This window comes from Pseudonocardia sp. NPDC049154, from assembly GCF_040648315.1.
In the GTDB taxonomy this organism is placed as follows: Bacteria; Actinomycetota; Actinomycetes; order Mycobacteriales; family Pseudonocardiaceae; genus Pseudonocardia.
The window spans coordinates 54,528-80,942 of the sequence record NZ_JBEZDN010000007.1 but is presented as its reverse complement, the minus strand read 5'-3'; the positions used below and the strand labels follow the sequence as shown (position 1 = coordinate 80,942).

At 71.1% G+C, this 26,415-nt stretch carries 22 protein-coding genes; 11 read left to right on the top strand and 11 right to left on the bottom strand.

The window, feature by feature from the left end; all coding sequences use genetic code 11:
• The first annotated feature begins 67 nt into the window (after window positions 1-67).
• Both AB0B41_RS06375 and AB0B41_RS06370 read left to right on the top strand, forming a co-directional pair.
• Window positions 68-1,750, top strand: a complete 1,683-nt coding sequence (locus AB0B41_RS06375) for a class I adenylate-forming enzyme family protein (RefSeq protein ID WP_358199629.1) — start codon at window positions 68-70, stop codon at window positions 1,748-1,750.
• Entirely contained in the window at window positions 1,747-2,430 is a 684-nt protein-coding gene (locus tag AB0B41_RS06370) for a carboxymuconolactone decarboxylase family protein (protein ID WP_358199627.1), read from the top strand. The genes AB0B41_RS06375 and AB0B41_RS06370 overlap by 4 nt, the downstream gene beginning before the upstream one ends.
• A 40-nt stretch (window positions 2,431-2,470) precedes the next feature.
• Here AB0B41_RS06370 and AB0B41_RS06365 read toward each other — a convergent pair whose 3' ends face one another.
• The 7 genes from AB0B41_RS06365 to AB0B41_RS06335 form a co-directional block, all read right to left on the bottom strand.
• A complete protein-coding gene (locus tag AB0B41_RS06365) occupies window positions 2,471-3,301 on the bottom strand; it encodes a mycofactocin-coupled SDR family oxidoreductase (RefSeq protein WP_358199625.1) in 831 nt (276 codons plus the stop codon).
• Window positions 3,302-3,381: 80 nt separating this feature from the next.
• Window positions 3,382-4,305, bottom strand: a complete 924-nt coding sequence (locus AB0B41_RS06360) for an SDR family NAD(P)-dependent oxidoreductase (RefSeq protein WP_358199622.1) — start codon at window positions 4,303-4,305, stop codon at window positions 3,382-3,384.
• Window positions 4,306-4,333: 28 nt separating this feature from the next.
• Window positions 4,334-5,632 (bottom strand): MFS transporter, encoded by a 1,299-nt coding sequence (locus AB0B41_RS06355; RefSeq protein WP_358199620.1) that lies wholly within the window; start codon window positions 5,630-5,632, stop codon window positions 4,334-4,336.
• 140 nt (window positions 5,633-5,772) lie between these two features.
• Window positions 5,773-6,582 (bottom strand): mycofactocin-coupled SDR family oxidoreductase, encoded by an 810-nt coding sequence (locus AB0B41_RS06350; protein ID WP_358199619.1) that lies wholly within the window; start codon window positions 6,580-6,582, stop codon window positions 5,773-5,775.
• Between the two features lie 24 nt (window positions 6,583-6,606).
• Window positions 6,607-8,076, bottom strand: a complete 1,470-nt coding sequence (locus tag AB0B41_RS06345; RefSeq protein WP_358199617.1) for an aldehyde dehydrogenase — start codon at window positions 8,074-8,076, stop codon at window positions 6,607-6,609.
• A gap of 47 nt (window positions 8,077-8,123) precedes the next feature.
• A complete protein-coding gene (locus AB0B41_RS06340; RefSeq protein ID WP_358199615.1) occupies window positions 8,124-9,293 on the bottom strand; it encodes an acyl-CoA dehydrogenase family protein in 1,170 nt (389 codons plus the stop codon).
• Window positions 9,294-9,356: 63 nt separating this feature from the next.
• Entirely contained in the window at window positions 9,357-10,016 is a 660-nt protein-coding gene (locus AB0B41_RS06335) for a TetR/AcrR family transcriptional regulator (RefSeq protein WP_358199613.1), read from the bottom strand.
• A 219-nt stretch (window positions 10,017-10,235) separates the two neighbouring features.
• On the opposite strand from AB0B41_RS06335, the gene AB0B41_RS06330 reads away from it, so the two are divergent.
• From AB0B41_RS06330 to AB0B41_RS06290, 9 genes are read left to right on the top strand one after another with little or no spacing between them, the layout of a single operon-like run.
• A complete protein-coding gene (locus AB0B41_RS06330; RefSeq protein WP_358199611.1) occupies window positions 10,236-11,021 on the top strand; it encodes an enoyl-CoA hydratase-related protein in 786 nt (261 codons plus the stop codon).
• Entirely contained in the window at window positions 11,018-11,905 is an 888-nt protein-coding gene (locus AB0B41_RS06325; RefSeq protein ID WP_358199610.1) for a cyclase family protein, read from the top strand. Before AB0B41_RS06330 ends, AB0B41_RS06325 begins: the two co-directional genes overlap by 4 nt.
• Window positions 11,902-12,825 (top strand): hydroxymethylglutaryl-CoA lyase, encoded by a 924-nt coding sequence (locus tag AB0B41_RS06320; protein ID WP_358199608.1) that lies wholly within the window; start codon window positions 11,902-11,904, stop codon window positions 12,823-12,825. The genes AB0B41_RS06325 and AB0B41_RS06320 overlap by 4 nt, the downstream gene beginning before the upstream one ends.
• A 37-nt stretch (window positions 12,826-12,862) precedes the next feature.
• Complete coding sequence (locus AB0B41_RS06315) at window positions 12,863-13,618, top strand: enoyl-CoA hydratase/isomerase family protein (protein WP_358199606.1); 756 nt, start codon at window positions 12,863-12,865, stop codon at window positions 13,616-13,618.
• On the top strand, window positions 13,615-14,748 hold the full coding sequence (locus AB0B41_RS06310) for a CaiB/BaiF CoA-transferase family protein (protein ID WP_358199604.1): 1,134 nt from the start codon (window positions 13,615-13,617) through the stop codon (window positions 14,746-14,748). Before AB0B41_RS06315 ends, AB0B41_RS06310 begins: the two co-directional genes overlap by 4 nt.
• Window positions 14,745-16,736: an acetoacetate--CoA ligase gene (locus tag AB0B41_RS06305; protein ID WP_358199602.1), complete on the top strand. Its 1,992-nt coding sequence runs from the start codon at window positions 14,745-14,747 to the stop codon at window positions 16,734-16,736. The genes AB0B41_RS06310 and AB0B41_RS06305 overlap by 4 nt, the downstream gene beginning before the upstream one ends.
• Window positions 16,729-18,378: an AMP-binding protein gene (locus AB0B41_RS06300; RefSeq protein ID WP_358199599.1), complete on the top strand. Its 1,650-nt coding sequence runs from the start codon at window positions 16,729-16,731 to the stop codon at window positions 18,376-18,378. The genes AB0B41_RS06305 and AB0B41_RS06300 overlap by 8 nt, the downstream gene beginning before the upstream one ends.
• Window positions 18,375-18,935: a DUF2889 domain-containing protein gene (locus AB0B41_RS06295; protein WP_358199597.1), complete on the top strand. Its 561-nt coding sequence runs from the start codon at window positions 18,375-18,377 to the stop codon at window positions 18,933-18,935. The genes AB0B41_RS06300 and AB0B41_RS06295 overlap by 4 nt, the downstream gene beginning before the upstream one ends.
• Window positions 18,936-18,974: 39 nt before the next feature.
• Window positions 18,975-20,753 (top strand): NAD(P)/FAD-dependent oxidoreductase, encoded by a 1,779-nt coding sequence (locus tag AB0B41_RS06290; RefSeq protein WP_358199595.1) that lies wholly within the window; start codon window positions 18,975-18,977, stop codon window positions 20,751-20,753.
• Window positions 20,754-21,346: 593 nt separating this feature from the next.
• Here AB0B41_RS06290 and AB0B41_RS06285 read toward each other — a convergent pair.
• The 4 genes from AB0B41_RS06285 to AB0B41_RS06270 are packed head-to-tail and all read right to left on the bottom strand — an operon-like array spanning window position 21,347 to window position 26,239.
• The gene (locus tag AB0B41_RS06285) at window positions 21,347-22,390 is read right to left on the bottom strand and encodes an alcohol dehydrogenase catalytic domain-containing protein (protein WP_358199593.1); all 1,044 of its coding nucleotides are present in this window, start codon (window positions 22,388-22,390) and stop codon (window positions 21,347-21,349) included.
• 46 nt (window positions 22,391-22,436) lie between these two features.
• The gene (locus tag AB0B41_RS06280; RefSeq protein ID WP_358199591.1) at window positions 22,437-23,747 is read right to left on the bottom strand and encodes a four-carbon acid sugar kinase family protein; all 1,311 of its coding nucleotides are present in this window, start codon (window positions 23,745-23,747) and stop codon (window positions 22,437-22,439) included.
• 1 nt (window position 23,748) lies between these two features.
• Window positions 23,749-25,029, bottom strand: a complete 1,281-nt coding sequence (locus AB0B41_RS06275) for a RuBisCO large subunit C-terminal-like domain-containing protein (protein WP_358199589.1) — start codon at window positions 25,027-25,029, stop codon at window positions 23,749-23,751.
• A complete protein-coding gene (locus AB0B41_RS06270) occupies window positions 25,022-26,239 on the bottom strand; it encodes a 2-keto-3-deoxygluconate permease (RefSeq protein ID WP_358199587.1) in 1,218 nt (405 codons plus the stop codon). Before AB0B41_RS06270 ends, AB0B41_RS06275 begins: the two co-directional genes overlap by 8 nt.
• Window positions 26,240-26,415 lie beyond the last annotated feature (176 nt).

The following is a 26,415-nucleotide window of genomic DNA, read 5'->3' as shown; positions in this document are numbered from 1 at the left end:
GCGCTAATGGAAGAATGACCACAATTCGTGCAGCCGTACGACGGCGTGTGACTGTTCAGGAGGACCCATGAGAGCGTCGGCCGACCGCACCGCGCGGTGGACGGAGGCTTCCCCCATCGCCGACCTGCTCGTCCGCGCCGCCACCGAACACCCCGACCGGGCCGCGCTCGTGTTCCCGACCGCGCGGGTCAGCTACGCCGACCTGCTGGCCGGGGCGCACCGCGTCGCCCGTGGTCTGCTCGGTCTCGGGGTCCGGCCTGGTGAGCACGTGGCGCTGCTGGCCCCCAACGGGGTCGAGTACGTCGAGGCGTTCTTCGGGGTGAGTCTGATCGGCGCGGTGGTCGTGCCGCTCAACGCCCGCCACCGGGCCGCGGAGCTCGGCCATGTGATCGACGACGGGGACGTCGTCGTGCTGCTGACCACGGCGGCCGAGGGCCAACACAGCGACCTTGCCGGGGCCCTGCGCGAGGGGTTGCCCTCGCTGGCCGACGCCGTCGATCCCACCGCCCTCGACCTGCCGGAGGCGCCACGGCTGCGCGCCGCCGCGCTGCTCGCCGGCGAGTCCAGCCCCGGCTTCCTCCCCCGCTCGCGGTTCGACGCCTTCGCCGAGGACGCGGATCCCGCGCAGGTGGACGTGCTGCGCGCCCGGGTCCGGCTCCGCGACGTCGGCGCGATCATGTACACCTCGGGCACCACCGCCAACCCCAAGGGCTGCGTGCTCACCCACGAGGCCATGACCCGCGGCCCCGTCGAACGGGCGCGCCACCGCTTCGGCATCGGCGACCACGACGTGACCTGGTCCCCCGGCCCGCTGTTCCACATCGGCACCCTCTCCCCGTTCCTCGGGGTCATCGGGTCCGCCGGCACCTTCGTGACCGACGTCCATTTCGACCCCCCCCGCGCGCTCGAGCTGCTCGTCCGCGAGCGGGTGACGGTCGCGTTCCCCTGGTTCCCGGCACTCGTCCAGCCGCTGCTCGACCACCCGGAGTTCGACCCGGCAGCACTGTCGGCACTGCGCTCACTGCTGCTGATCGGCCCCAGCGTGCTGCTCGAGCGCGTGCAGGCGCTGCTGCCCGGCTGCGAGCTCGTGGCCGCCTGCGGGATGACCGAGGCCGCCGGGATCTACGCGGTCAGCGACCGGGAGGACGACGTCGACCTGAGGTCCCGCGCGCAGGGCAAGGCCTGCCCCGGCATGGAGATCCGGATCATCGACGTGGAGTCCGGGGCCGACGTCGGACCCGGGGTGATCGGCGAGATCCTGCTGCGCGGCTACTCCGTGATGGAGGGGTACTACCGCGCCCCGGAGAAGACCGTCGAGGCGCTCGACGCGGACGGCTGGCTGCACACCGGCGACCTCTACAGCTTCACCCCCGAGGGCCAGGTCGCCTTCCACGGCAGGCTCAAGGACATGCTCAAGGTCGGCGGGGAGAACGTCGCCGCCGTCGAGATCGAGTCCTTCGTCGCGCGGCACCCCGCCGTGGAGTGGGTGGAGGTGGTGGGCCGCCCGGACCCCCGGCTCGACGAGGTACCGGTGGCGTTCATCGAGGTGAAGGCCGGGCACACGGTCACCGAGGCCGAGCTCCTGGACTTCTGCACGGGCCGCATCGCCCGCTACAAGGTGCCCCGGGCCTTCCACTTCCTGACCACGGACGAGTGGCCCCGATCCGCCACCAAGATCAACAAGAACGAGCTCCGGGCCCGCGTCGCGGCGCCGGCGGCACCGCCGGCCAAAGTGGGGAGCACCTCGTGACGACTCGACTGCCGCGGCCCACGCTCGTCACCGTCGCCGAGGTGCGCGAGGCCGCGGAGACGCTCCTGGAACCGGCTCCCGACGGACCCGACCTCGACGGCCTCTCGGCTGCACTGATCCGACTGGCCGTGCACGCCTCGGTCTGCACTCTCGACCCCGCCGGCATCGAGGACGCCACCCGCCGAGCGCTCGACGAGGGCGCGGCACCCGAGCAGGTCCAGGAGACCCTCGTCCTGGTGTCAGCCCTCGGAGTCCACACCCTGATGGAAGGAACCCGGCGCCTCTCGGCGATCCTGCGCGAGCGCGGGACGCCGGCTGCTCCTGTCGACGAGGATCGGGCCGGGCTGCGATCCCGCCTGCAGGGCGAGGACCCCTACTGGGCGGACTTCGACCGCGAGGTCCCGGGCTTCCTGGACGCCCTGCTCGAGCATTCTCCCGACGCCTACCAGGCGTTCTTCGCCTACTGCGCCCTACCCTGGCGCAGCGGGACCGTTCGCAGCCGGCTCAAGGAGCTGATCGCGATGGCCTGCGACGCCACGCCGACCCACCGGTACCTGCCCGGCGTCCGACTGCACCTCGCCAACGCCGTCCGCCTCGGCGCGGGACGCGTCGCCGTCCTCCGCGCACTCGACATCGCCGCCGCCGCCCCCTCCCATCCGGGAGTGCCCGCAGCGGAGTGAGACGACCGGGTGCGGGCGATCCGCCCGCACCCGGTCCTCCTCACTTGACCAGGAAGCCCGCGTCGACCGGCAGCTGGACACCGGTCACGTAGCGCCCGGCGTCCGAGGCCAGGTAGACGATGGCGTTGCTGATGTCGACCGGGTCGACGGCGTCGACCGGCAGCGAGTTCAGCACCAGCTTCGCAAATCCCGAGTTCTCCGCCATGTACCGCTCGACCACCGCGTTCTCCACCATCGGGGTGTGCACGCCGGTCGGGTGCACCGTGTTCACCCGGATGCTGTGCGGCGCGAGGTCGACCGCGAAGTTGCGCATCAGGCCGACCACCCCGTGCTTGGCCGCGGTGTAGGCGTCCATCGCCAGGCTGCGGTTCGCCGCCGACTTCGACGCCGCCGTGGAGGCGGTCACTACGATCGCCCCGCCGTTGCCCGCCTCGATCATGACCGGCGCCGCGGCGTCGACGGTGTTCCACACCCCGGTCAGGTTGACGTCGATGGTGTCCTGCCAGAACTGCCGCCGCTCGATCGGATCGGTCGGCTCGTCGAGCGTCAACGCGTACACGCCGGCGTTGGCACACACGATGTCCAGCCGCCCCAGCTCGGCGACCCCGGCCTGAACGACCTCCCGCACCGCGACGCCGTCCCGGACGTCCGCCACACGGGCCACGATCCGCCGGTCCAGCGCCTCGACCAACCGGACCGTTTCGTCGAGGTCCTCCTCGGTCGCCATCGGGATCTCCACCGACGGGATCTGCGCGCAGATGTCGAGGGCGATGATGTCCGCGCCCTCCTCGGCCAGCCGTATCGCATGACTGCGTCCTTGGCCCCGCGCAGCCCCGGTGACCAGCGCGACCTTGCCTTCGAGCACTCCCACGGTTCCTCCTCATCGACGAGGTGATGCCGTCCGAAGCTATCAACGCAAGCGTCAATCATCAACGCTGACGTAAACGGCGGTCAGGACTTCCCGGCCCGCAGCTCCCGTGCGTAGATCGCCAGCTCGTCGACCATCCCGACGGGTTCGTGGAATCCCTCCGTGGCGCAGACGGCGGCCCAGTTGTGGCGGATCCGCTCGACGTCCGGGGCCCGGCCGCCGACCCAGCCGCGCGACTCGCCGACGAAGATCCGCGCGATCCGGCCGCCGCCCGCGGAGAACGCCTGCCCGGTCGTCTCGCACTCCGGGCTGCACAGCCAGACGACCAGCGGCGACACGTCCCCGGGTGCCATCTGCGCGAACAGGTCGCCGAGCTGGCTCGCCGCACTGGTGCGGCTCCCCGACGTGTCCCCGCTCATGGGGGTCAGAGCCAGGGGCGCCACCGCGTTGGCCGCGATCCCGTGCTCGGCGCCCTCGACCGCGAGCATCCGGGCCAGCCCGAACACCCCGGCCTTCGAGGCGCCGTAGTTGGCGTGGCCCCGGTTCCCGAACATCCCCGACGCCGACGTCGTGAGGACCAGCCTGCCGAAGCCCTGACGCACCATGTGCGGCCAGGCCGCCCGGGCGACGGTGAAGGTGCCGGTGAGGTTGACGTCCACGACCTCCCGCCAGATCTCCTCGGACATGTTGCCGACCATGGCGTCGAGCAGGACGCCCGCGTTGGCCACCACCGCGTCGACCCGGCCGTGCTCGGTGACCGCGTGCTCGACCAGGTCCTCGGCTCCCGCCCACGAGTTCACCGACGTGGTGAACGCCGTGGCCGCTCCCCCGCGGTCACGGATCTCGGCGGCCACCACCTCGGCCCGGGAGGTCCCGTCAGGGGCGGGGACCACGTCGTTGACCACGACCGTCGCTCCCGCCTCCGCCAGGGCGAGGGCGTGGCTGCGCCCGAGCCCGCTCCCGGCGCCCGTCACGACGACGACGCGACCCTCGACCCATCCCGACACGATGCCTCCCTTCGGTTCCCGGACCCGATCAGGCGACGACCGGACCGGCGTCGGCCTCGGGGGCCAGGGACGGCGCCGGGCCGTCCGATCCGGCCCGGTTCTCGGTCAGCACCAGGATGCTGGCGCCCGTCAGCACCGCCGCGACCACCACCAGCACCGCGACCGGCACGAAGGAGCCGAACTCTGCGTACAGCGCGGTGGCGACGATGGGGGTGAAGCCTCCGCCGATCAGGGATCCCAGCTGGTAGCCCAGCGAGACGCCCGAGTAGCGGACCTGCAGCGGGAAGAGCTCGTGCATGAAGGCCGGCAGCGGCCCTTGCAGCGCGGCGACCAGGACCTGGGCGACCACGACCGCCAGCCCCACGAGAAGGACGTCGGTCGTGTTGATCAGCAGGAAGGCCGGGAACACCCATACCGCGAGGCCCGCGACGCCGCCGAGGTAGACCTTCTTGCGTCCGATCCGGTCGGACAGGATCGCGAAGAGCGGGATGGCGATCGCCTGCAGGACGGCACCGGCGATCACGGCGGCCAGGACCGAGTTGCGGCTCATTCCCAGGACGGTGGTGCCGTAGGACAGGACGTAGGTGCCGAAGATGTAGAAGCCGACGGCCAGCAGGATGAGCGTGCCGGCCCCGAGCAGTACGTTCTTCGGGTGTCTGCGGAGCACCTCGAGGACCGGGGAGCGGGTCGGCACCGGCGCGGTGGTGCGCTCTGCCTGCTGCATCGCCGCGGTCTCCTCCAGCCGCAGTTGCGCGAACATCGCGACGCCGATGAGGGTGAAGCTCAGCAGGAACGGGATTCGCCAGCCCCACGCGGCGAACTGCTCGGGCGTGGTGGCCGAGGTGGCGACCAGGAAGACCGCGCTGGAGAGGATCAGCCCCAGCGGGACGCCGAGCTGCGCGAAGCTGCCGTAGAGCCCCCGGCGTCCGTGCGCCGCGTTCTCGGTGCCGACCAGGACCGCTCCCCCGAACTGTCCGCCCACCGCGATGCCCTGGAGCAGCCGCAGCAGGACGAGCAGCACCGGCGCTGCGGCGCCGATGGCGCCGTAGGTCGGCAGCAGGCCGATGAGCGTCGTGGCGGTCCCCATCAGGAACAGGCCGACGACCAGCGCCTTCTTCCGCCCGACCCGGTCCCCGAAGTGCCCGAAGATCATCCCGCCGACCGGGCGCGCCACGAACCCGACGCCGAAGGTGGCGAAGGCGAGCAGCGTGCCCGTCAGCGGATCGGCCGACGGGAAGAACAGGGTGTTGAAGACCAGTGCTGCCGCGGTCCCGTAGATGAAGAAGTCGTACCACTCGATCGCCGAGCCCGCGGTGCTCGCGATCACGATCCTCGACAGTGAGTTCCGGGTGTGTGGTGTGCCGTTCGACGTCATCGTCCCTTGCACCTCTCCGTGCATTCGGCCTGCCTGATGGGGCCGCGGCCGCTGCGGAGCGCAGGGGCCGCGGGTCGTTCACGTGCGGTGGGTCAGCGGTTGGTGCACCCGGCATCGACGGTCATCTCCAGCCCGGTCACGTACTGCGCCTCGTCCGAGGCGAGGAACAGGACCGCGTTGCTGATGTCGCGCGGCTCGACGAACTCGATCGGCAGCGAGTTGACGAAGATGCCACCGGTCGACGGGTCGAGCCCGATGAGCTCGTCCATCCCGCCGAGTCCTTCCAGCAACGGGGTGTTGACGCCGGTGGGGTGCACCGTGTTGACGCGGATACTCTTCTGTGCCAGCTCGTTGGCGAGCGACTTCATGATGCCGACGACACCGTGCTTGGCGGCGACGTAGGGCGTGAGGAACGGCTGCCCCTTGATCCCGGCCGTGGAGCTCGTGAGGACGATCGAGCCGGAGCCCCGGGCGATCAGGTGCGGGAGTGCGGCGACGACGGTGTTCCAGGCACCGGTGAGACAGACGTCGATGGTGTCCTGCCAGATGGCGGGCGTGACGTTGTCCCAGGACTGCACGGTGCAGATGCCCGCGTTGACACTCACGACGTCGAGTCCGCCGAGCTCGTCGACGCCTGCGCTCACCGCCGCGGCCAACGCCTCGCGGTCACGGACGTCGGCAACGCGCGAGACGATCCGGCGGTCGAGCGCCTCGACGTCCTTCACGGTCTGGGCGAGGTCGGCCTCTGTCGCCATGGCATAGCCGACGCTGTCGTAGTCGACGAGCGCGTCGATCGCGATGATGTCCGCGCCCTCCTCGGCGAGCCGGACCGCATGGCTGCGGCCCTGCCCGCGGGCCGCGCCGGTGATCAGCGCGATCTTGCCCTCAACCCGTCCTGGCATGGTGGTCTCCTTCGTTCTCGTGGGTCAGGACCGGCCGGCGCCGATGGGCGGCATGATGCACTTGAGCTCGGTGTAGTCCGAGATGCCCTCGGGACCGCACTCACGCCCCAGGCCGGACTGCCGGAAGCCGCCGAAGGGCCCGGCCATGTCCATGTTGTGGGAGTTCACGCCGACGGTGCCGGACAGCATCCGGCGCGCGACCTCGACGCCCCGGTCCGGGTCGGCGGTCCAGACGCTGCCCTCGAGCCCGTACGGCGAGTCGTTCGCGATGCGGATCGCGTCGTCGACGTCGGTGTAGGGGATGACGCAGTAGACCGGGCCGAAGATCTCTTCCTGCGCGATCCGCATCGAGTTGTCGACGTTGGTGAAGATGGTCGGCTCGATGTACCAGCCCGTGGGCCGGTCGGCGGGGCGTCCGCCGCCGATCGCGGCCTTCGCCCCCTCCGACTTGCCGAGCTCCAAGTAGGACGCGACCCGGTCGCGCTGGCGGCGTGAAGCGAGCGGCCCGATGAAGGTGTTCGGGTCGTTGGGGTCGCCGAAGGGCAACGACCGCAGCGTCTCGACGATCGCCTCCGTGGCCTCGTCGTAGCGGGAGGCGGGGACGAGCAGCCGGGACGGGGCGTTGCAGGCCTGCCCGTTGATGAAGGCCATGGGCGGGGTCAGGGCGGGCATCGCGTCCGCGAGCACGACGTCCTCCAGGAGGATCGCAGCGCCCTTGCCGCCGAGCTCAAGGGTGCAGCGCTTGACGGCCTCGGCGCAGATCGCGCCGACGCGCTTGCCCGCTGCGGTGCTTCCGGTCAGCGACACCTTGTCCACGCCGGGGTGGGAGACGAGGTACTCGCTGACCTCGCGGTCCGCCGGGACGATGTTGAGCACACCCTCCGGCAGGCCGGCCTTCCGGAAGGCCTCTGCCAGGTACTCGAAGCTCAGGCAGGCCTCTTCGGAAGGCTTGAGCACCGCGGTGCATCCGGCGATCAGGGCGGGCGCGAGCTTCATCGCGGCCACGATCTGCGGACCGTTCCAGGGCACGATCGCCGCGACGACACCGACCGGCTCGCGCTCGATGAGCAGCTCGAGGGAGGCGTTGACGGCGTCGTAGGAGGGGCGCCGCAGCCGCCAGGGGTAGTCCTCGGCAAGGGCTGCGAAGTACTCCCAGATCTGGTACGCCCGGGGCACCTGGACACCGATCGACTGGGCGATCGGCGACCCCATCTCCGACGTGATGATCCCGGCGATCTCGTCGGTCCCGGCACGCAGGTACTCGGCAGCCCCATGCAGCACCGCCGCGCGCTCTCCGACGCTCATCCGCGGCCAGGGACCGGAGTCGAATGCGGTGCGCGCGGCAGCCACGGCCGCGTCGATGTCCGACCGCACCGCGGCCGTGACCCTGCCCGACTCCTCCTCCGTGTGCGGGTTGAAGGCGGTGATCCACTGGTCCCCGCCGGAGGGGACCCAGTCCCCGCCGATGAACAGGCGGCCTTCGGAGCTCGACATCGTTGTTTCCTCCAGTGTGGGTTCGGGGTGGCGGGGGTGTCGGCTTGTCAGTACGACTTGGGCAGCTTCAGCGCACGCTCGGCTACGTAGTTGAAGATCTGTTCCTCCGTGACCGGGGTGATCCGGAGCATCCGGGCCTCCCGGAAGTAGCGCTCGACGTGGTACTCGGTCGCGTAACCCATCCCACCGTGGTTCTGCAGCGCCCGATCCGCGGCGAAGAAGGCGGCGCGGGCGGCGAGGAACTTCGCGGTGTTGGCCTCCGTCCCGCAGGGCTTTCCACTGTCGTAGAGCCGGGCGGCGACCCGCACCATGTTCGCCGCGGCCTGCAGCTGCATGTAGGCGTCGGCGAGGGGGTGGGCGATTCCCTGGTTCTGACCGATCGGCCTGCCGAACACCACCCGCTCCCGCGCGTAGTCGGTCCCCCGGCGCAGCGCCGCGATGCCCAACCCGACCGCCTCGGCGGCGACCAGGATGCGCTCGGGGTTGAGCCCGTCGAGCAGGTTGTAGAACCCGCGCCCCTCCTCCCCGACCAGGTTCTCGCGAGGGATCGGCAGATCGTCGAAGACGACCTCACAGCTGGCGACGGCGTTGCGACCCATCTTGGAGATCGCCTTGATGTCGACGTAGGACGGATCGAGGTCGGCCACGAACAGCGACAGCCCGTCGACCGGTCGCGCGGTTTCCCCGATCGCCTTCGTGCGGGCGAGCACGAGCGCGGCGGAGGACTGGAGGCCCTTCGTCATCCACACCTTGCGCCCGCGCAGCAGCCAGCCGTCGTCCGTCGGCACGGCCTTGGTGGTGATGCGCGTGGTGTCCGAGCCCGCGTCGGGCTCGGTGACGCTGAACGACACGTGGATCTCGCCGGAGGAGATGCGCGGCAGGTACTTCTCGCGCAGCTCCGGGCTGCCCCACTTGGTGACGGGGTGGAAGCCGAACATCGACAGGTGCACAGTGGAGCAACCGTTGATGCCCGCGCCGCTCGCGGCGATCTCCTGGAGTGCGAGCGCGGCGTCCTCGACCGTCGACCCCCCGCCGCCGTATTCGGGTTCGGCCATCATCCCGACCACACCGACCTTGACCATCGCGTCGAAGAAGTCGTCCGGGAAGAGGTGCTCCTGGTCGTGGCGCGACCAGTAGTCGTCGTCGTAGCCGGCGCAGACGGAGCGGATCGCGCCGACAAGGTCGCGTTGGGTGTCGGACAGGTCGAGCTCGAACACGGTGGTCCCTCGAAGATCGGGCCGCGGACGCGGCCGGGTGCGATGGAGAGGGACGCGCTGCGCTCAGTCGCCGGTCGCGGGCTCGAGCCCGGCCAGCAGCATCCGGGCCATGCCCTCGCCGAGCTCGGTGGCGTCCATCAGGCCGTTGGGCCGGAACCACACGTGCGACGAGTTCATCATCCCGATCACGCAGTTGGCGACGACGCCGGCGGGCAGTGACGTGCGCAGGTCACCGGCGGCGATTCCCTCGGAGACGACCTGTTTGACCAGGTCGAAGTAGCGTTGGTTCCACTCGCGGATCGTGGCGTCCCACGGTTCGCTCGCGGTCTCGGCGTCCCCGCCGAGCTTGCTGAAGTCCTCCTGCACGAAGACGTAGAGATAGGGGTAGTGGCGCTCGAACGAGGCCATGAGCAGCTCGATCAGGCGGGCCAGCTTGCGACTGGCGGGCAGGGGCTGAGCGAGGACCTTCTCGGCGGCCTCGATGTTGGCCGTGACCGCCTCCGAGACGACGTCTCGGAAGAGTTCCTCCTTGCTGCCCACGTAGTAGTACAAGGACGCGCGAGACGTGCCCAGCTCCTCGGCGACGTCGTTCAGCGATGCGACCCGCAGGCCCTTCGCCCGGAAGACCCGGACCGCCGCCTCACGGATGTCCGCGAGGCGCCGGGTGTAGGCGGGATCGTCCGCCGCAGCCCTGGCGGCCCGTCGTCGGCCTATGTCGCTCATCACGGTCCCTTCGTCGCCGGCCGACGCTAGCAGGCGGGAGCGAGCGTAAACGGGTTCGTTAATCTCGTCCACCCCGAACTTCTTCGAGCGAGCGGCGAGACACCTCACACGGTAGTCGATCAGCGATTTCGCGCCGAAGGGTTGTGCGTAAACAGGGTCGTTAATACTGTGCGGGGACGCGGTCGGACCCACGGCGGCCACCGACCCGGGAAGGACGAGATGAGCGAGAGCGTCGTCACACGGGAGCGCGAGGGCAGGGCCCTCCGCTTGACGATCAACCGGCCCGAGCAGCGCAACGCCCTGTCGAACGAGGTGTTCGTCCAGCTGCGCGCCGGCCTGTCCGAGGCGAGGACTGATCCGGCCGTGCGCGCCGTCGTCCTGGCGGGCGCAGGCGACAAGGCCTTCTGCGCCGGCGGCGACCTGCGGCAGATGGGCGAGGACGGCGACGAGCTCGCCGCCCACCGCGGCCGCGCAGGCCTGGCCGGCGTCCTCCGGGACCTGTGGGAGTTGGGCAAGCCGACCATCGCGCGGGTGCAGGGCTACGCGCTCGCGGGCGGCTTCGGCCTGGCCGCGGCCTGTGATTTCCTCGTGGCGAGTGAGAACGCGGTCTTCGGTGTTCCCGAAGCCGGGGTCGGCCTGTGGCCCTACATGATCACCGTCCCGCTGCTGCAGTCGATGCCGCCCAAGGATGCGCTGCGGCTCATGCTGACCGGCAGGCGGATCGACGCCGCCGAGGGTCGGCGGCTCGGCGTGGTGAGCGACGTCGTCCCGCACGACACCCTGGACAAGGCCGTCGCCGAGCTGGTGGACGAGCTCGCGCTCGCCGCCCCGCAGGCCGTGTCGCTGGGCCGGACCACGTTCTACTCCGTGCTGAACAACGACGTCGACGCCCGGCTGCGCATGCTGGAGGCGTCGCTGACCGTCAACCTCGGCCTCGGCGACGCCCGCGAGGGCATGGCCGCCTTCGTCGAGAAGCGACGCCCGGCCTGGCAGGTGGAGTCGTGACCCTCGCCGAACACCGACCTGCGGCCTGGGGCCGCTGGGGCGCCGAGGACGAGCGCGGCGCGCTCAACCGGCTCAGTCCGGCCGCGGCCATGCGCGGGATCGCGACGGTCCGCGAGGGCCGGTCCATCCCGCTGGCGGTCCCGCTGCAGGCGGGGAAGGGACCGATCGCCGGGCGGCGGCAGCCGTTGCAGCACTTCATGGTCCGGGACGGCGGCGACTACGCCGCCGGGCTCACCGAGAAGGGCTTCGGCTTCGCCGACGACTGCGTCGTGCTCTCCACCCACGGCAACACCCACCTCGACGCGCTCGCCCACGTCTGGCAGGACCACCGCATGTGGAACGGCCACTCGGCGGACCACGTCACCAGCCATGGTGCGCGACGCTGCGCCATCGACCGAGTGGGCCCGATCGTCACCCGAGGGATCCTCGTCGACCTCGCCGGGCCCGGAGGGCCGTCGGACCACGACGGGCACGCCATCAGCCTGGCCGAGCTCACCTCCGCAGTCGCCGCCACCGGCTGCCGCCCGGAGGAGGGCGACGCACTGCTCGTCCGCAGCGGCTGGCTCGCCCGGTGGCGCAGCGGGGAGGCCACCGAGGCCCGCTGGGCCGGGCTGGATCCCGAGTGCGCGGAGTGGATCGACGAGCAGGGGTTCGTGCTGGTCGGGGCGGACAACATCGCCGTCGAGGCGGGACCCTCCGCCGATCCCGCCGACGCCGCCCCGCTGCACGTCGAGCTGATCCGCAACCGTGGCATCCACCTGATGGAGCTCGTGGACCTCGAGGCCCTCGCAGCGACCGGGCGGTCCGAGTTCCTGCTGGTGATCGCGCCGCTGCCGCTGGTCGGCGGGGTCGGCAGCCCGGTCAACCCGGTGGCCGTCCTGTGACCGCGCGCGACGTCGCGGTGTGCGAGGCCTGGCTGCGCGACGGGATCCAGGGCTGGCCGACCGTGCTCGAGACGGCCGACAAGATCCGCATGCTGCAGGCGGTCGCCGCCGCCGGGATCCCCGAGATCGACGTGACCTCGTTCGTCCCCGCGCACGTGGTCCCGCAGTTCGCGGACGCCGAGCAGGTGCTCGGGGCCGTCCCGGCGGACGTCACCGTCCGGGTGCTCACGGTCAACGTCAAGGGCGCCCACCGGGTCGTCGAGGCCCACCGGCTCGGGCGGCCGATCGACCGCTGCGGGTTCCCGATCTCCGCGAGCGAACCGCACAACCTCGCCAACCTGCGCCGCGACCACCCCACCCACAAGCGGGCCGTCGCCGAGATGGTCGACGTTCTGGGCGACGCCGGGATCGCGCCGCTGCTCGGGGTGGCCACGGCCTACGGCTGCCCGATCCAGGGCCGCGTCGAGCGCGAGGACGTCCTGGCCCTGGTCGAGTGGGGCCACTCGCTGGGCATCCGGTCGATCATGTTCGGCGACACCACCGGGATGGCCGACCCGCGCACAGTCCACGAGCTGTTCACCGAGGCCGTCCGGGCCTTCCCCGACGTCGAGTTCGTGGCGCACTTCCACGACAACCGCGGCTGCGGGATCGCCAACACCCTCGCCGCGATCGACGCCGGCGCCGCGACCGTCGACGCCAGCCTCGGCGGGATCGGGGGCGAGCCCGCCGCCGTCGAGCAGGGGTTCGTGGGCGAGAGCGGCAACGTGACCACCGAGGACCTGGCCGCCGTGCTGGAACGGATGGGGGTGCGGACCGGCATCGACCTGTCCGGGTTGCTCGCGGCGGGTGCCCTCGCCGAAGAGCTGCTCGGCCGGCCCCTGCTCAGCCGCGTCCAGCGCGCCGGCCCCGTGCCGGTCTGACCCGTGCCCGGTTGACCACAGATACAAGGAGACCACCGTGGGTCGCATCGATCTGCAGGTCGCGGACCACATCGCGACGATCACCCTGGACAACCCCGCCAAGCGCAACGCCGTCGACGCCCCCATGCGCGACGGGCTCCGGGCGGCGTACGAGCGCGTGGAGCAGGACGACGACATCCGCGTCGCCGTGATCCGCGGCGCCGGGGACAAGGCCTTCTCCTCGGGCGGCGACATCGACGGTTACCACAAGGTGGACGCCTTCGGCCCGGAGGGCGGCGGCGTACCCCCCATCCCGAGGCCCTGGCCGATCTGGAAGCCGTTCATCGCCGCGATCACCGGCTACGCGGTGGGCGGCGGTTTCGCCCTCGCCCTGGCCTGCGACCTGCGCGTGGTCGGACGCGGCGCCGTGATCGGCCCGTCCGGCCTGCGCCGCGGCGCGGTCCAGGGTGCCCAGCAGAGCCAGCGGCTCAGCCGGCTGATCGGCACGAGCAAGGCCCTCGAGCTGCTGCTGCTGTCCAAGTACGTCAGCGGCGAGGAGGCCGCGAGCTTCGGCCTCGCGCAGGCCGTCGTCGACGATGCCGCCGTGCTGGACACCGCCCTGGACTGGGCGCGGACGATCGCCGGGTACAGCCCGTGGGCGGTCCAGCGCACCAAGCAGCTCGTCTACGAGGGCCAGCACCTCCCCCTCGCCGAGGCCTTCGCGTGGGAGGACGAGGTCGCTGCGGAGGGTTACCGGTCGGCCGACGCGCTGGCGGGCTTTCGAGCGTTCACCGAAGGTCGGGCGACCTCGTGAGCGGCCCGTTGGCGGGCGTCCGGGTGGTGCACCTCGCTTCGCTCGGCCCCGGCCCCTACGCGGCGATGCTGCTCGCCGACCTCGGCGCGGACGTGGTGGTGGTCGACCGCACCGCGGACATGACGACCTCCGTCCCTGCCGACCGCGACCCGCGGCGCCGCGGCCAGCGCAGCATCCGACTCGACCTCAAGCGCCCCGACTCCCGCGCCGTGCTCGACGAGCTGCTGACCGCCGCCGACGTCCTCATCGAGGGCATGCGGCCGGGCGCCGCCGAGCGGCTGGGCCTCGGGCCCGAGCGGCTCCTGGAGCTCAACCCCCGCCTCGTCTACGCGCGCATGACCGGCTGGGGCCAGAGCGGCCCGCTCGCCCGCAGGGCCGGTCACGACATCAACTACATCGGGCTCACCGGGGCACTGCACGCGATGGGCGACCCGGACCGGCCGCCGCCCGTCCCGCTGAACCTGCTCGGCGACTACGCGGGCGGCGGGACCTTCCTGGTCATGGGCGTGCTGGCCGCGCTGTTCGAGCGGGTGACGTCCGGGAAGGGCCAGGTCGTCGACGGCGCGATCGTCGACGGCGCCGGCTCGCTGACCGCCGCGACCCTGGGCATGCTCGCCACCGACCGCTGGCACGACCGCGGGACCAACGTCCTCGACGGCGGCACACCCTGGTACCGCACCTACCGGTGTGCCGACGGCGGGTACGTCGCCGTGGGCGCGATCGAGCCGCAGTTCTATGTCGAACTGCTGACGCGCCTGGCCCTCGAGCCCGCCGAGTACTCGCGCGACGACCCTGCCACCCGGGAGCGCCTCGCGCACACCCTGACCGAACGCTTCGCCTCCGCCGCGCGGTCGCACTGGGAGCAGGTCTTCGCCGGAAGCGACGCCTGCGTGACCCCCGTACTGACCTTCGCCGAGGCGACCGAGCACCCGCACCAGTGCGAACGCGCGGGCTACCTCGACCTCGCGGGTGTGCGTCAGCCAGCGCCTGCCCCGCGCCTCTCGCGCACCCCGGCGCCGACCCCGGCGGCCCCGCCGGACCTCGGCGCCCACACCGACGAGATCTTGCGCGAGCTCGGCCGCACCGACGCCGAGATCACCACCATGCACCGGGACGGAGCCGTCGCATGACCGCCACGATGCCCCGCCGGGAGGTCCTCCGCCCGGTCCCGGCCGACGGGGCCGAGGCCTCACGGATGGGCACGTTCCTGCGCACCGTCGGCAAGGGCACCTACGACGAACTGTGGCGCTGGTCGGTCGACTCCCCCGACGCCTTCTGGCGCGCAGTGATCGACTTCTTCGACCTCGGCGTCGACGTGCCCGGCGAGATTCTCGCCGACCCGACCATGCCGGGTACGCGCTGGCTCCCCGAGGCCGCGCTCTCCTACCCCCAGCACGCCCTGCGGGAGCGCTGGACCGGTACCGCGCTCATCGGGATCTCTCAGACCCGGGACCGGGTGGAGCTGTCCTTCGACGAGCTGCGTGACCAGGTCGCCCGGTGCCGAGCCGGCCTGGTCCGGCTCGGCGTCGGCCCTGGTGACCGCGTCGCCGGGTACCTGCCGCACATCCCCGAGGCGATCGTCGCGTTCCTCGCCACGGCCTCCCTCGGCGCCATCTGGGTCAGCTGCCCACCCGAGTTCGGCACCCGCGCCGTGGTCGACCGCCTCGGCCAGGTGGAACCCGTCGTGCTGATCGCCGTCGACGGGTACCGCTACGGCGCCAAGGAGATCGACCGCCGGGCCGAGGTGGCGGCCGTCCGCCAGGCGCTGCCCTCGCTGGCGACCACGGTCACGGTCCCCTACCTCGTCGACGCCGTCCCCGCGGGCACGACCGGCTGGACCGAGCTACTCGCCGCCACCGCCCCGCTCGAGTTCGCCCAGCTCCCCTTCGAGCACCCGCTCTACGTCCTCTTCAGCTCCGGGACCACCGGGCTGCCGAAAGCGATCGTGCACGGGCACGGCGGCATCCTGCTCGAACACCACAAGGCACTCGGTCTGCACAACGACGTCGGCCCTGGAGACCGGTTCTTCTGGTACTCCACCACCGGCTGGATGATGTGGAACTACGCGGTCTCCGCGCTGCTGCACGGCGCCGCGGTGGTCTGCTTCGACGGCAATCCCGCCTGGCCCGGCCCCGACGCGCTCTGGGCGATGGCGGCACGGGAGCGGGTGACGTACTTCGGCGCGTCGGCGTCGTTCCTCATGAGCTGCCGGGCGGCCGGGCAGGACCCGACGGCCGCGCACGACCTGAGCACGCTGCGCGGCATCGGATCCACCGGATCCCCGTTGCCCGCCGAGGGATACCGCTGGGTGCACGACCGGTTCGGCCCGGACGTTCTGCTGAACTCCGCGTCCGGAGGGACCGACGTGTGCTCCGCCTTCGTCGGGGCCTCCCCGCTGCTCCCGGTCAGGGCGGGCGAGATCCCCGGGCCCATGCTGGGCTGCCGCGTCGAAGCGTTCGACGACGCCGGGCGCCCCGTCGTCGACGCGCCCGGTGAGCTCGTCCTGACCGTCCCGATGCCCTCGATGCCGGTCGGCCTCTGGGGGGACGTAGACGGGTCGCGGCTGCGCGCCGCCTACTTCGAACGGTTCCCCGGCGTCTGGGCACACGGCGACTGGATCACCATCCACCCCGACGGAGGATGCGTGATCAGCGGCCGGTCGGACTCGACACTCAACCGCGGCGGTGTCCGGCTCGGGACCTCGGACTTCTACACCGTCGTCGAGGACGTCCCGGGCATCGCGGACAGCCTGGTCGTCCACCTCGAGGACACCGAGGGCGGTGCAGGAACCCTCGTCCTGTTCGTGGTGGCGCAGCCCGGCACCACGGTCGACGACCAGCTGCGGTCCGAGATCGCCGGTCGACTCCACTCCCAGATGTCGCCCCGGCATGTCCCGGACGAGATCGTCGCGCTCGACGCGTTGCCCCGGACCCTCTCGGGCAAGAAACTCGAGACACCGGTGAAGCGCCTGCTCGGCGGCGCCCACCCGGACGAGGTCGCCGCCCGCGAGAGCCTCGTCCACCCCGAAGCCCTGATCGCGATCCGTGACTGGCGCGACGGTCATCCCACGCTCGGCCCCCGAGCGCTTCAGAACTCCAGGAGTAGCGGCCATGCCTGACGGCTACCTCGACACGATCCCGCCCCGTGACCTCACCGTGGTCCGGCTGCTCGAACGGCGGGCGGCCGACAGCCCCGACGGAACGTTCTTCTCGTGGGCCGACGACACCACGACCTTCGGCGAGTTCAACGCCGCGGTCAACCGGATGGCCCGCAGACTCCAGCACGAGGGCGTCACCCCGGGCACGCACGTCGCCGTCCTGATGGACACCTCGCCGGACTATCTGACCCTCTGGTTCGCCCTGGCCAAGGTCGGTGCGGTCGAGATCCCGATCAACACCGCCTACCTGGGGGAGATGCTCCACCACCAGCTGACGAGCAGCACTGCAACCGTCTGCGTCGCGGACGCCGCGTACGCCGAGCGGATCGTGCAGATCGCCCCCTCGATCCCCCGGCTGGAGCACCTCTACGTCCGGGGGCGCCCGTCCCCGATCATCGGCGCGGCCTCCCGGGACTTCGCCGTGCTACTGGCTGCGGACGTCGAGACCGATCCCGGTCTCGACGTAGACCACGACAGCACCGCCGGGATCATCTTCACCTCCGGAACCACCGGCCCGTCGAAGGGTGTGCTGCTCAGCCACCACTACCTGGCGGCCTACGGGACGATGTACGCGGACATCAACGGCCTGCGCTCCGACGACGTCCTGCTCAACTTCCTGCCGTTCTTCCACGTGGGAGCGAAGTTCCTCACCATCGCAACCCTGGTCTGCGGCGGCCGGATGCGCCTGCTGCCTCGCCTGAGCATCAGCACCTTCCTCGACGAGGTCACCCGCCACGGCGTCACGAACTTCGTGGCCGTCGGCGGTGTGTGCAACATGCTGCTGTCGAAGCCGCCGCGCCCGGACGACACGCAGAGCAGCATCCGCACGATCTACGCCGTGCCCGACCCGGCCGACATCCACGAGGAGATGGAGCGCCGCTTCGGCTGTCGGATGACCACGGTCTACGGCTCCACCGAGGTCGGCCTGCCGATCTTCCGCGGGGTCGACGACGACTACCGGCCCGGCTCGTGCGGGAGGCAGAGCCCGTACTACGAGGTCCGGGTCGTCGACGAACACGACAACGAGGTCCCGGTCGGTGAGCCGGGTGAACTCGTGATCCGGCCCCGACGCCCGTACCTGGTCGGCTCGGGCTACATCGGGATGCCCGAGCGGACCGTCGAGGCCTGGCGGAACCTCTGGCTGCACTCCGGCGACCGGGGCCGGATGGACGCCGATGGCTGGTTCTACTTCGAGGACCGCGCGACCGACTCCCTGCGCCGCCGCGGCGAGAACATCTCCTCCTTCGAGGTGGAGACGCTCGTGACGGGGCATCCCGCTGTGTCCGAGGCGATCGCCGTCGCCGCGGCGGCCGACGTCGGCGAGGACGACGTGTGGGTGCTGGTCACTCTGCGGGACGGCATGGACGTCGAGCCCGAGGAGCTCCTGCGCTACTGCGCCGAGAAGATGCCCTACTTCATGGTGCCGCGCTACCTCGACATCGTGCAGGACTTCCCGCGCACGCCCACCGCGAAGGTGGAGAAGTACAAGCTGCGCGCCGCCGGTCCCGGATCGACCACGTGGGACCGGGAGGCGCACGGCTGGCGAGTCACCCGGGACGGCCTCGTCCGGACCGTCGGCGCGGACCTGCTGGGGAGCCGGTGACCACGGGCGGGCGCACCGCCCGGCGCGACCGCTCACTCGAGGTCGTCCCGCTGGGCGACGGCGCCTTCGCATTCGAGGCGCGGCTGACCGACTCCTCGGTCGGTGGGAACCACGAGCCGCCGTCCGAGACCGCGACCATCCACGACTTCCTGGTGACCGGCGAGATCACCGCACCTGATCTGCGGCTCAGCCGGCTGACGGTCGAGGCGCTCACCCACCCGTACCCCCAGTGTCCGTTCATCCTCCCGACCTGCGACGAGCTCGTCGGGGCCTCGCTCGCCTCCGGGTGGCGCAGCGCGGTCCTCGACCGCCTGCGCGGCCCCGCGGGCTGCACACACGTGGTGTCGCTCCTGCTCAGCCTGACCGAGCTGACGACGCTGACCTTCTTCCTCCGGATCAACGAGTCCGTCCCGTACGGCCCCGCCGCTCGCGGCGACGGGCGCTGGAACGCGGCCGGCCTCGACGCAGTCCCGACCCTCGCCGGCGCCTGCCACGTGCTCGTCGACGACGGTCCCGTGCTCACCCGCGCCCGAGAGCGCAGAGCCGCACGGCCCTGACCGTCCCCACCCACCTCTCACCTCACCGAAGGACCTCTCATGTCTGATCCCGACCAGCTCGCCGCCGTCGCCACCGAGTGGCTCGACGCGCTGAACACCGGGTGGGCGAGCCAGGACCCGACCGCGATCTCGGCCCTCGTCGAGCCCGACGGCTACTGGAAGGACATCGTCGCCTTCACGTGGGCGTACCGAACCTTCAGCGGCACGGCCGAGATCGAGCGCGGTCTCAAGCTCACCCTGGACGACGTGCGCCCCCGCAATGCCCGCATCGCACAGGACCGCACCCCCCCGCGGCTCGTGAAGCGCTCCGCCCGCAAGGTCATCGAGGCCTACTTCGACTTCGACACCGAGGCCGGCCGCGGCACCGGGTTCGTCCGGCTCCCCTACGACCCCGACGCCCCCGGCGCCCCCAAGGCCTGGATCCTGCTCACCACCCTGCAGGAGCTCGCGAACGCCCCACAGGCGATCGGCGAACACCGTCCGACCGGCGTCGAGTTCTCCGAGAGCTTCAGCGGCGACAACTGGCTCGACCAGCGAACCAAGCGCCAGGCCTACACCGACCGCGATCCCGAGGTGCTCATCGTCGGCGGCGGACAGTCCGGACTGATCCTCGCCGCCCGGCTCGGGCTCATGGGCGTCGACGTACTCGTCGTCGAGCGCAACGACCGCATCGGCGACAACTGGCGGCAGCGCTACCACTCACTCACCCTGCACAACGAGGTGTGGGCCAACTCCATGCCCTACATGCCCTTCCCCCCGAACTGGCCGACTTTCGTCCCGAAGGACAAGCTCGCCGGCTGGCTCGAGGCGTACGCCGAGTTCATGGAGCTCAACGTCTGGACCGGCACCTCGTTCTCCAGTGGCGACTACGACGAGACGACCCGCACCTGGACCGCCACGCTCACCCGCGCCGACGGCACCGAGCGCACCATCCACTGCCCGCACCTCGTCCTCGCCACCGGTGGCAGCAGCGGTGTCCCCAACATGCCGCAGCTTCCCGGGCTCGCCGACTTCCGAGGCGAGGTCCTGCACTCCAGCGCCTTCGGCAGTGGCACCTCCTACACCGAGAAGAAGGCCATCGTCTTCGGCACCGGCAACAGCGGCCACGACGTCGCCCAGGACCTGCACGCCAACGGCGCCGCCGAGGTCACGATCATCCAGCGCAGCCCCACCTGCGTGGTCAGCCTCGTGCCCAGCGGGACGATGGTCTACGCCCTCTACTCCGAGGGCCCGTCCAACGACGACATCGACCTCATCACCGCGGCGATCCCGTACCCGGTCCTGCGCGACACCTACCAGTGGCTGACCAAGCGAACCTGCGAGCTGGACAAGGATCTCCTCGACAAGCTGCACGCCGTCGGTTTCGAGACCGACTACGAGCCCGACGGCACCGGCTTCCACATGAAGTACCTGCGCAAGGGCGGTGGCTACTACATCAACGTCGGCTGCTCCGACCTCATCGCCGACGGCGAGATCGCGTTGCGCCACGCCCGTGACATCGACAGGTTCGAGCCCGAGGGCCTCCGATTCGCCGACGGGACCACCGTCGAGGCCGATCTCGTCGTCCTCGCTACCGGCTACGACAACCTCCAGGAGGGCGTCCGCCGCCTGCTCGGCGACGAGATCGCCGACCGCGTCGGCCCGATCTGGGGCTTCGACGACCATGGCGCCATGCGCAACATGTGGATGCGCACCGCCCAGCCCGGCTTCTGGGTCATGGGCGGCTCGCTGATCGACGCCCGGCTCCACTCGACCTTCCTCGCCGTGCAGATCAAGGCGGAACTGGACGGTCTCATGCCCGGGCAGCTGCCCGTCTGACTACACCAGGCAGCTGCCCAGGCGCCGCCCCGCGGCTCACATCGCCAGCAAGTAGCCGCGCGTGTCTGAGGCGTGAACAGAGCCCGGTCCTCGAGGGACACGTCAAAGACACCGCGGTGAGGCGCAGGCTCGCCCAGTCGGCTCGGGTTAGGAGGCGACATCCGGGGCACGCGGATGACAGCCGTGCTCGTGGGCATGGGTCAGGACCTCGTGCGTAGCTGGCCAGTGGGGCAAGGGCCGCGACGGCCGCTGAGGCCTCGAGCCCGATGGTGGACGCGTCCCGCACGGCGGCGCACCTGTTTCACACGTGGTCCCGCGCGGGAGAGCCCGCCGACGTTCGCGCTGGCCCTGAACGCGTACATGGTCAGCTACAACGACATCAAGGCCATCGTCGACGACCCCGAAACGTACTCGTCGGCCAATGCGATCCCGGTCATGTGGACCAACCCGCCCGAAGTGCTCGAGGTGCTCGACGGTCTGGTCCCCGAGGCGCCGACCGTGGTCAACGCGGACCATCGAGAGGTGGATCACCCAAGCGCAGACCAGCGGCATTGCCGCCCTACGAGGGGTGGTTCCACGTCTGCCGTCGTGGGTCAGTGCAGGTTGGGCACCAGCAGCACTTTGCAGGCCTCCCCGGTGAGGAGGTCGACTGCTTCGTCGACCTGGCTGAGCGGCATGCGGTGGGTGATCAGCCACTCGAGGTCGAGCCGGCCGGAGTCCAGCAGCAGCATGGTCTGCTCCCAGGTCTCCCAGAGGCGCCGGCCGAAGATCCCGCGCAGGGTGATGCCCTTCTTGTTGATGTAGGCCGCGATGTTGATCTCTGCGGGTCGGCTCGGGTGCCCGACGGTCACGAGTGTCGACTCGCGGCGCAGGGCCTCGAACACCGACGGCAGTGCACTTTGGGCACCCGAGCATTCGAAGGCGACGTCGAAGCCGCCGCGCCGGCCGGTCAGCTCACGGCACCGCTCGACCACCTCGTCGCCGGGGGGCATCGCCAGAGCGCCGATCTTCTCGGCCTGCGCGCGGCGGTAGGGGTTGGGCTCGACGACGATCACGTGGGCGGCGCCCATCAGTCGGGCGAGGTGGGCGACGACGAGACCGACCGGGCCGCCGCCGCTGACCAGCACAGCCCGCCCGGCCACGGCGTAGCCGGACCGCTGGATCGCGTGGACGGCGACACCTGCGGCTTCGAGGAGGGCGCCGACCTCGAGGGAGGCGTGGTCGGGCAGCTTGACGCAGATGTCCTGCGGCGCAGCCATGTACTCAGCGAACACCCCGTCGATGTGCATGCCGATGATGCGGGTGCGTTCGCAGGTGTGCGCGTCGCCGGTCCGGCAAGGGAAGCACTGCCCGCAGATCAGGTGGCTCTCCAGGGCGACGCGGTCGCCGACCCGGAGTCCGGTCACGCCGGGCCCGACCTCCACGACGGTGCCTGCGCCCTCGTGCCCGACGGCGACGGGCAGGTCGAGGTTGAACGCCTGCGCCGAGGGCGTCCACTCGTAGACCTCGCGGTCGGTGCCGCAGAGCGACGCCGCGCCCACCTCGATGACCACCTGCCCGTCGGCGGGCTTGGGGTCCGGGTGGTCGGTCACGTACTCGACACCGCGCTCGGCGGAAGTCTTGACTACAGCCTTCATGGTCGTTCCCGTTCGTCGTTGAAAGGTTGTTGTTCGCAGCAGGTGGTTAGGGGTGGGCTGTCTGGCCGGCGAACCGGCGCAGGATGTCGGGCGGACCGACCTGGCCGCCCTTGAGCAGCAGCCGGCATTCGGCCACGGTGGCGTGGTCGTCGGTGCGGCAGATCGGTCCGGCTGTGACGAACTGGTCGGACACGCGCAGTTCGCGTACGCCCATGGCCATCAGGGCGTGGCTGGAGGTGTCACCGCCCAGTACGGCGACGTCACGGGTGAGCCCGGCGGCGGCCATGCGCCCGGCGAGGGTGCCGAGCAGTCCGCCGACATGGCGTGGGTCGACCGGACCCGCCGCCGCATATCTCGGGTCCTCACTACCCCGTGTTGTGTGGACGACGACGTCGCGGCCTGCGGACAGTGCCGCGCCAGTGTGCTTCTCGAGCGTGGCTGCCAGGTCCGGGTCGTCGCTCTTGAGCAGCTCGACCGGCACCGCTACGTCGGCCCAGCCGTGCGCCACAGCGTCGCCGATCTGCGCGGCGGTCGTGCTCGAGGCCGAGGCACTCACCACCAGCACCGGCCCGGAGGCGTGCTGGCGACCGGGCCGGCGCGCCTCGCGGCCGGTGGCGGTGCGGGCCAACGCGGCCATGATCCCACCGGAGCCGACCACGACGCTCGGATGCGCCGCGGAGCTCTGGCCGGCGCCGCGCAGGGCGCGGGCAACCTCGTCGAGATGATCGTCGGTCACGGCGTCGACCACGAACGCCGGCACGGACTCCGCCTGGCAGGCCGCCCAGCGCTCGGTGAACGAGCCGTCGGCGTAGGCCGGCAGGTGCACGGCAGCCGGGACCTGACGGTCGGTGAACTGCTCGGCGAGCACCTGGCGCAGGTCCGCCTCGTGCATGGGAGTCGAGGGATGCCGGGACATCACCGGGTGCCGGTCGAGGCGGTGCACCTGCCCGGCGAACAGCCCGAAGTGGTTGCTGAAGGCGGTGTAGCGCCCGAACTGCGGTTGGGCGGGGGCGACGGCGACCGGGCCCAGCCCGGCGAACTGCTCGCGCAGCAACTCGATGCCTCGACCGATGCTGCCCAGGGCGGGCAGGCTGTCGAAGGTCGAGCAGACCTTGTAGAGCAGCACCTCAGCGCGGGTCCGCGCGATCTGAGCGAGCTGTGACCGGACCAGTTCGTCAAAGGCCTCCCCGCCGAGTGAGCGCGCGGGCCCGGCGATGCCGACGACGTCCGCGTCCGTCGGCAGTGGGTCATCGCCGCCTCCGACGACAAGGACGGCGTCGAGGTCGTATCGGTGGGCTTGGGCGAGGACGTCGGCGGCACCGGTGAGGTCGTCGGCGACGAAGCTGACGGCGGGCATGTCAGTCCTCCTCCTGCGGTATGCGGTCGCCGAACTTCTGCACCGCGTGCAGCAGCGCCGGGTCACCAGTGTCCGCCGCGAGCTCCGCGGCCCGCTGCAGCGGAACTCCGTCGATGGCGGCGGCCCAGGCCTCGCGCAGGCTGCGTACTCCGGCAGCGGGTCCGTCCGGGTGTGCGGCGACGCCGCCACCGGCGAGCATGAGCAGGTCGGTGGAGCGCACCGCAGCGTAGGTGGGCGCGGCCGTGGTGACGTTTTGCCCGGACGAGAGGGTAGGTACCGGGCCGAGGGTGTCGCCGAGCGGTGCGAGCAGGCTCGCGACGTTCGCCGCGACCTCGTCGTCGGTCTCGTAGAACTTGCTGCCCAGCCCGCTGGCGTGAATATGGTCGGCGCCGGCGAGGCGGGCGAGCTGCTGCCAGACCCGATAGGACATCCCGAGCGCGGGCGAGCGCATCGAGCCGGCCAAGCCGGCCCGGTGGCCGTGGATCGGGACCTCGGCGAACTCGCGCAGCCACGCCAGTGCCGGCAGGCCCATCACCGGGACGTTGAGCATCACGCACCGCCCGCCGGCCTCGACGACCAGGTCGTGCCGTCGGCCCAGGCCTGCGAGGTCTCCGGTGATGTTGAACGCGTACATCGTCGGGTGCCCGGTGATCTGCTCGGCCGCCCGGATCTCCTCGGTGGCCACGGCGACCCGGCGCTCGAGCGGAAGGTAGCTGGGGTCGGTCATCAGCTCGTCGTCCTTGATCAGGTCGATCGAGGCACGGGCGAGCTCGCGGACCACGGACCGGAACTGCTCCTCCGACAGCCCCACGTTCGGTTTGACGATCGTGCCGATCATCGCGCCCGCGACGTCGCCGATCAGCCGCCGCGTCCCAGGGATACCGAAGGCCGGGCCCGGGTGCGCGGCGACGAACTCCGCCGGCAGCTGCAGGTCCAGCACTCGGCAGGCGAACAGCTCCTGCAGCTCGAACAGGTTCCCGGCGATGGTCGTGTGCAGAGTCGCCAGGTCGGTGCCGATGTTCTCCATCGGCCACTCGACCACCACGCGGGCCGCGTGGACCTTCTCCGGCTGGGTCCGCGACGGTAGCGACGGGCTACGCCGGCCCAGGTGCTGCACGTCCACGACCTGTGCGCCGTGCCGTTCGTGCAGCTCCGCCGACTCGCCGGGCACCGCCACGAACGTCCCGCTGGACTGCTCGCCGGCCAGGATCGCCGCGGCTCGGGCCGGCTCGATCTCCGACTCGAGGTAGTAGGTGCAGCGCACCACTCGCTGGTCACGCATCCGCTTCTCGCTCCTCCCGGTCGCGGCAGACGGTGCGGTCCGGCTGCCGGCTCGTGGGATCACTGGTCGACGCGGTGCCGTCGCTGCGGTCGGTCGTCCTGGTCCGGTCGTCGTGCGCTCGGTCCGCGACGGTGTCGTCGACCACCGAGACGTGCGCAGCCTCGGGTGCGGACTCGCCGGTGTCCGCGGGCACGTGGTCCAGGTGCGGGTGCAGATCGGCCGCCAGGGCGGCTTCGGCTTCGCGGGTTCCACCGGCGGGCTGCTTGAGGACCACTCGGGCCCACAGCACCGTGATGATCGGGCAGAGGATTGCGGTGACGACGACCGACGCGGCGACGAGCACGGTGGCGCTCTGCGCGGCCGGGGCGTAGGCCGGATTGGCCTGCGCGACGATCGCCGGGACAACCGCGGCATTGCCGGCCGTGGTGGCCGCGGCGAGTCCGGCGATGCCGTCACCCCCGGTCAGCTTGTCGGCCAGCAGCAACACCGCGCCACCGATGAGCACGACGAACAGTCCGAGCCCGATGCCGAGCAGGCCCGCCTGCCACACCGCGGTCAGGTTGATGGTCAACCCGAGGGTGAGCCCGAGGAACGGCACGAGCGCCGGGACCGCGGGCGCCAGGAACCGGCGCATCGCCGGGTCGAGGTTGCCCAGCGCCATCCCCAGCGCCAGCGGCAGAATCGCCCCGACCAGCGCCTGCCACGGGAACGCCGACAGCCCGGCGATGCCGAGGGTGACCATCGTCAGGAACGGGCCGGACTCCAGGCTCATCACGCTGTAGGCACCGACGTCGCGATTGCGGCCGAACTGCCCCATCAGCGACATGTACAGCCCGCCGTTGGTGTCGTTCAGCGCCGCCACCACCGCCAGCACCGACAAGCCCGCGAGCAGCCCGCCGGAGATCGGTGCCTCACCCAGGAACCGGCCCGCGACGATGCCCACGACCACCGCGAACAGGATCTTGCTGCCGAGCAGTGCCCCGCCCTTCTTGGCGATGTAGGGCGTGGCCTTCAGGTCCAACGTCGCGCCCAGGCACACGTAGAACACGCCCAGGATCGGCGCCAAGCCGGTGAACATCGCCCCGGTGAACGAGCCGAAGAACTTCCCCGCGTCCGGTGCCGCCGTGTGGATCACCGCCCCGACGAGCAGGGGAATCAACATCAACCCGCCGGGCACCTTCTCCATGCCCGCCTTGATGCGTATCGCCACTTCAACCTCCGAACAGCGATGTTCGAATGAACATTGAATGCGAGGAGAGTAGGGGCACCGTCGGCGAGAGTCAAGGGGTGGCATCTACCAGCTTCGTTCGATCATCGCAGGTGAGACGGCTGTCCTGCTCCGCCGACCTGTTCGCATCTCGCGTGGTCGCTGCTATGTTCAATCGC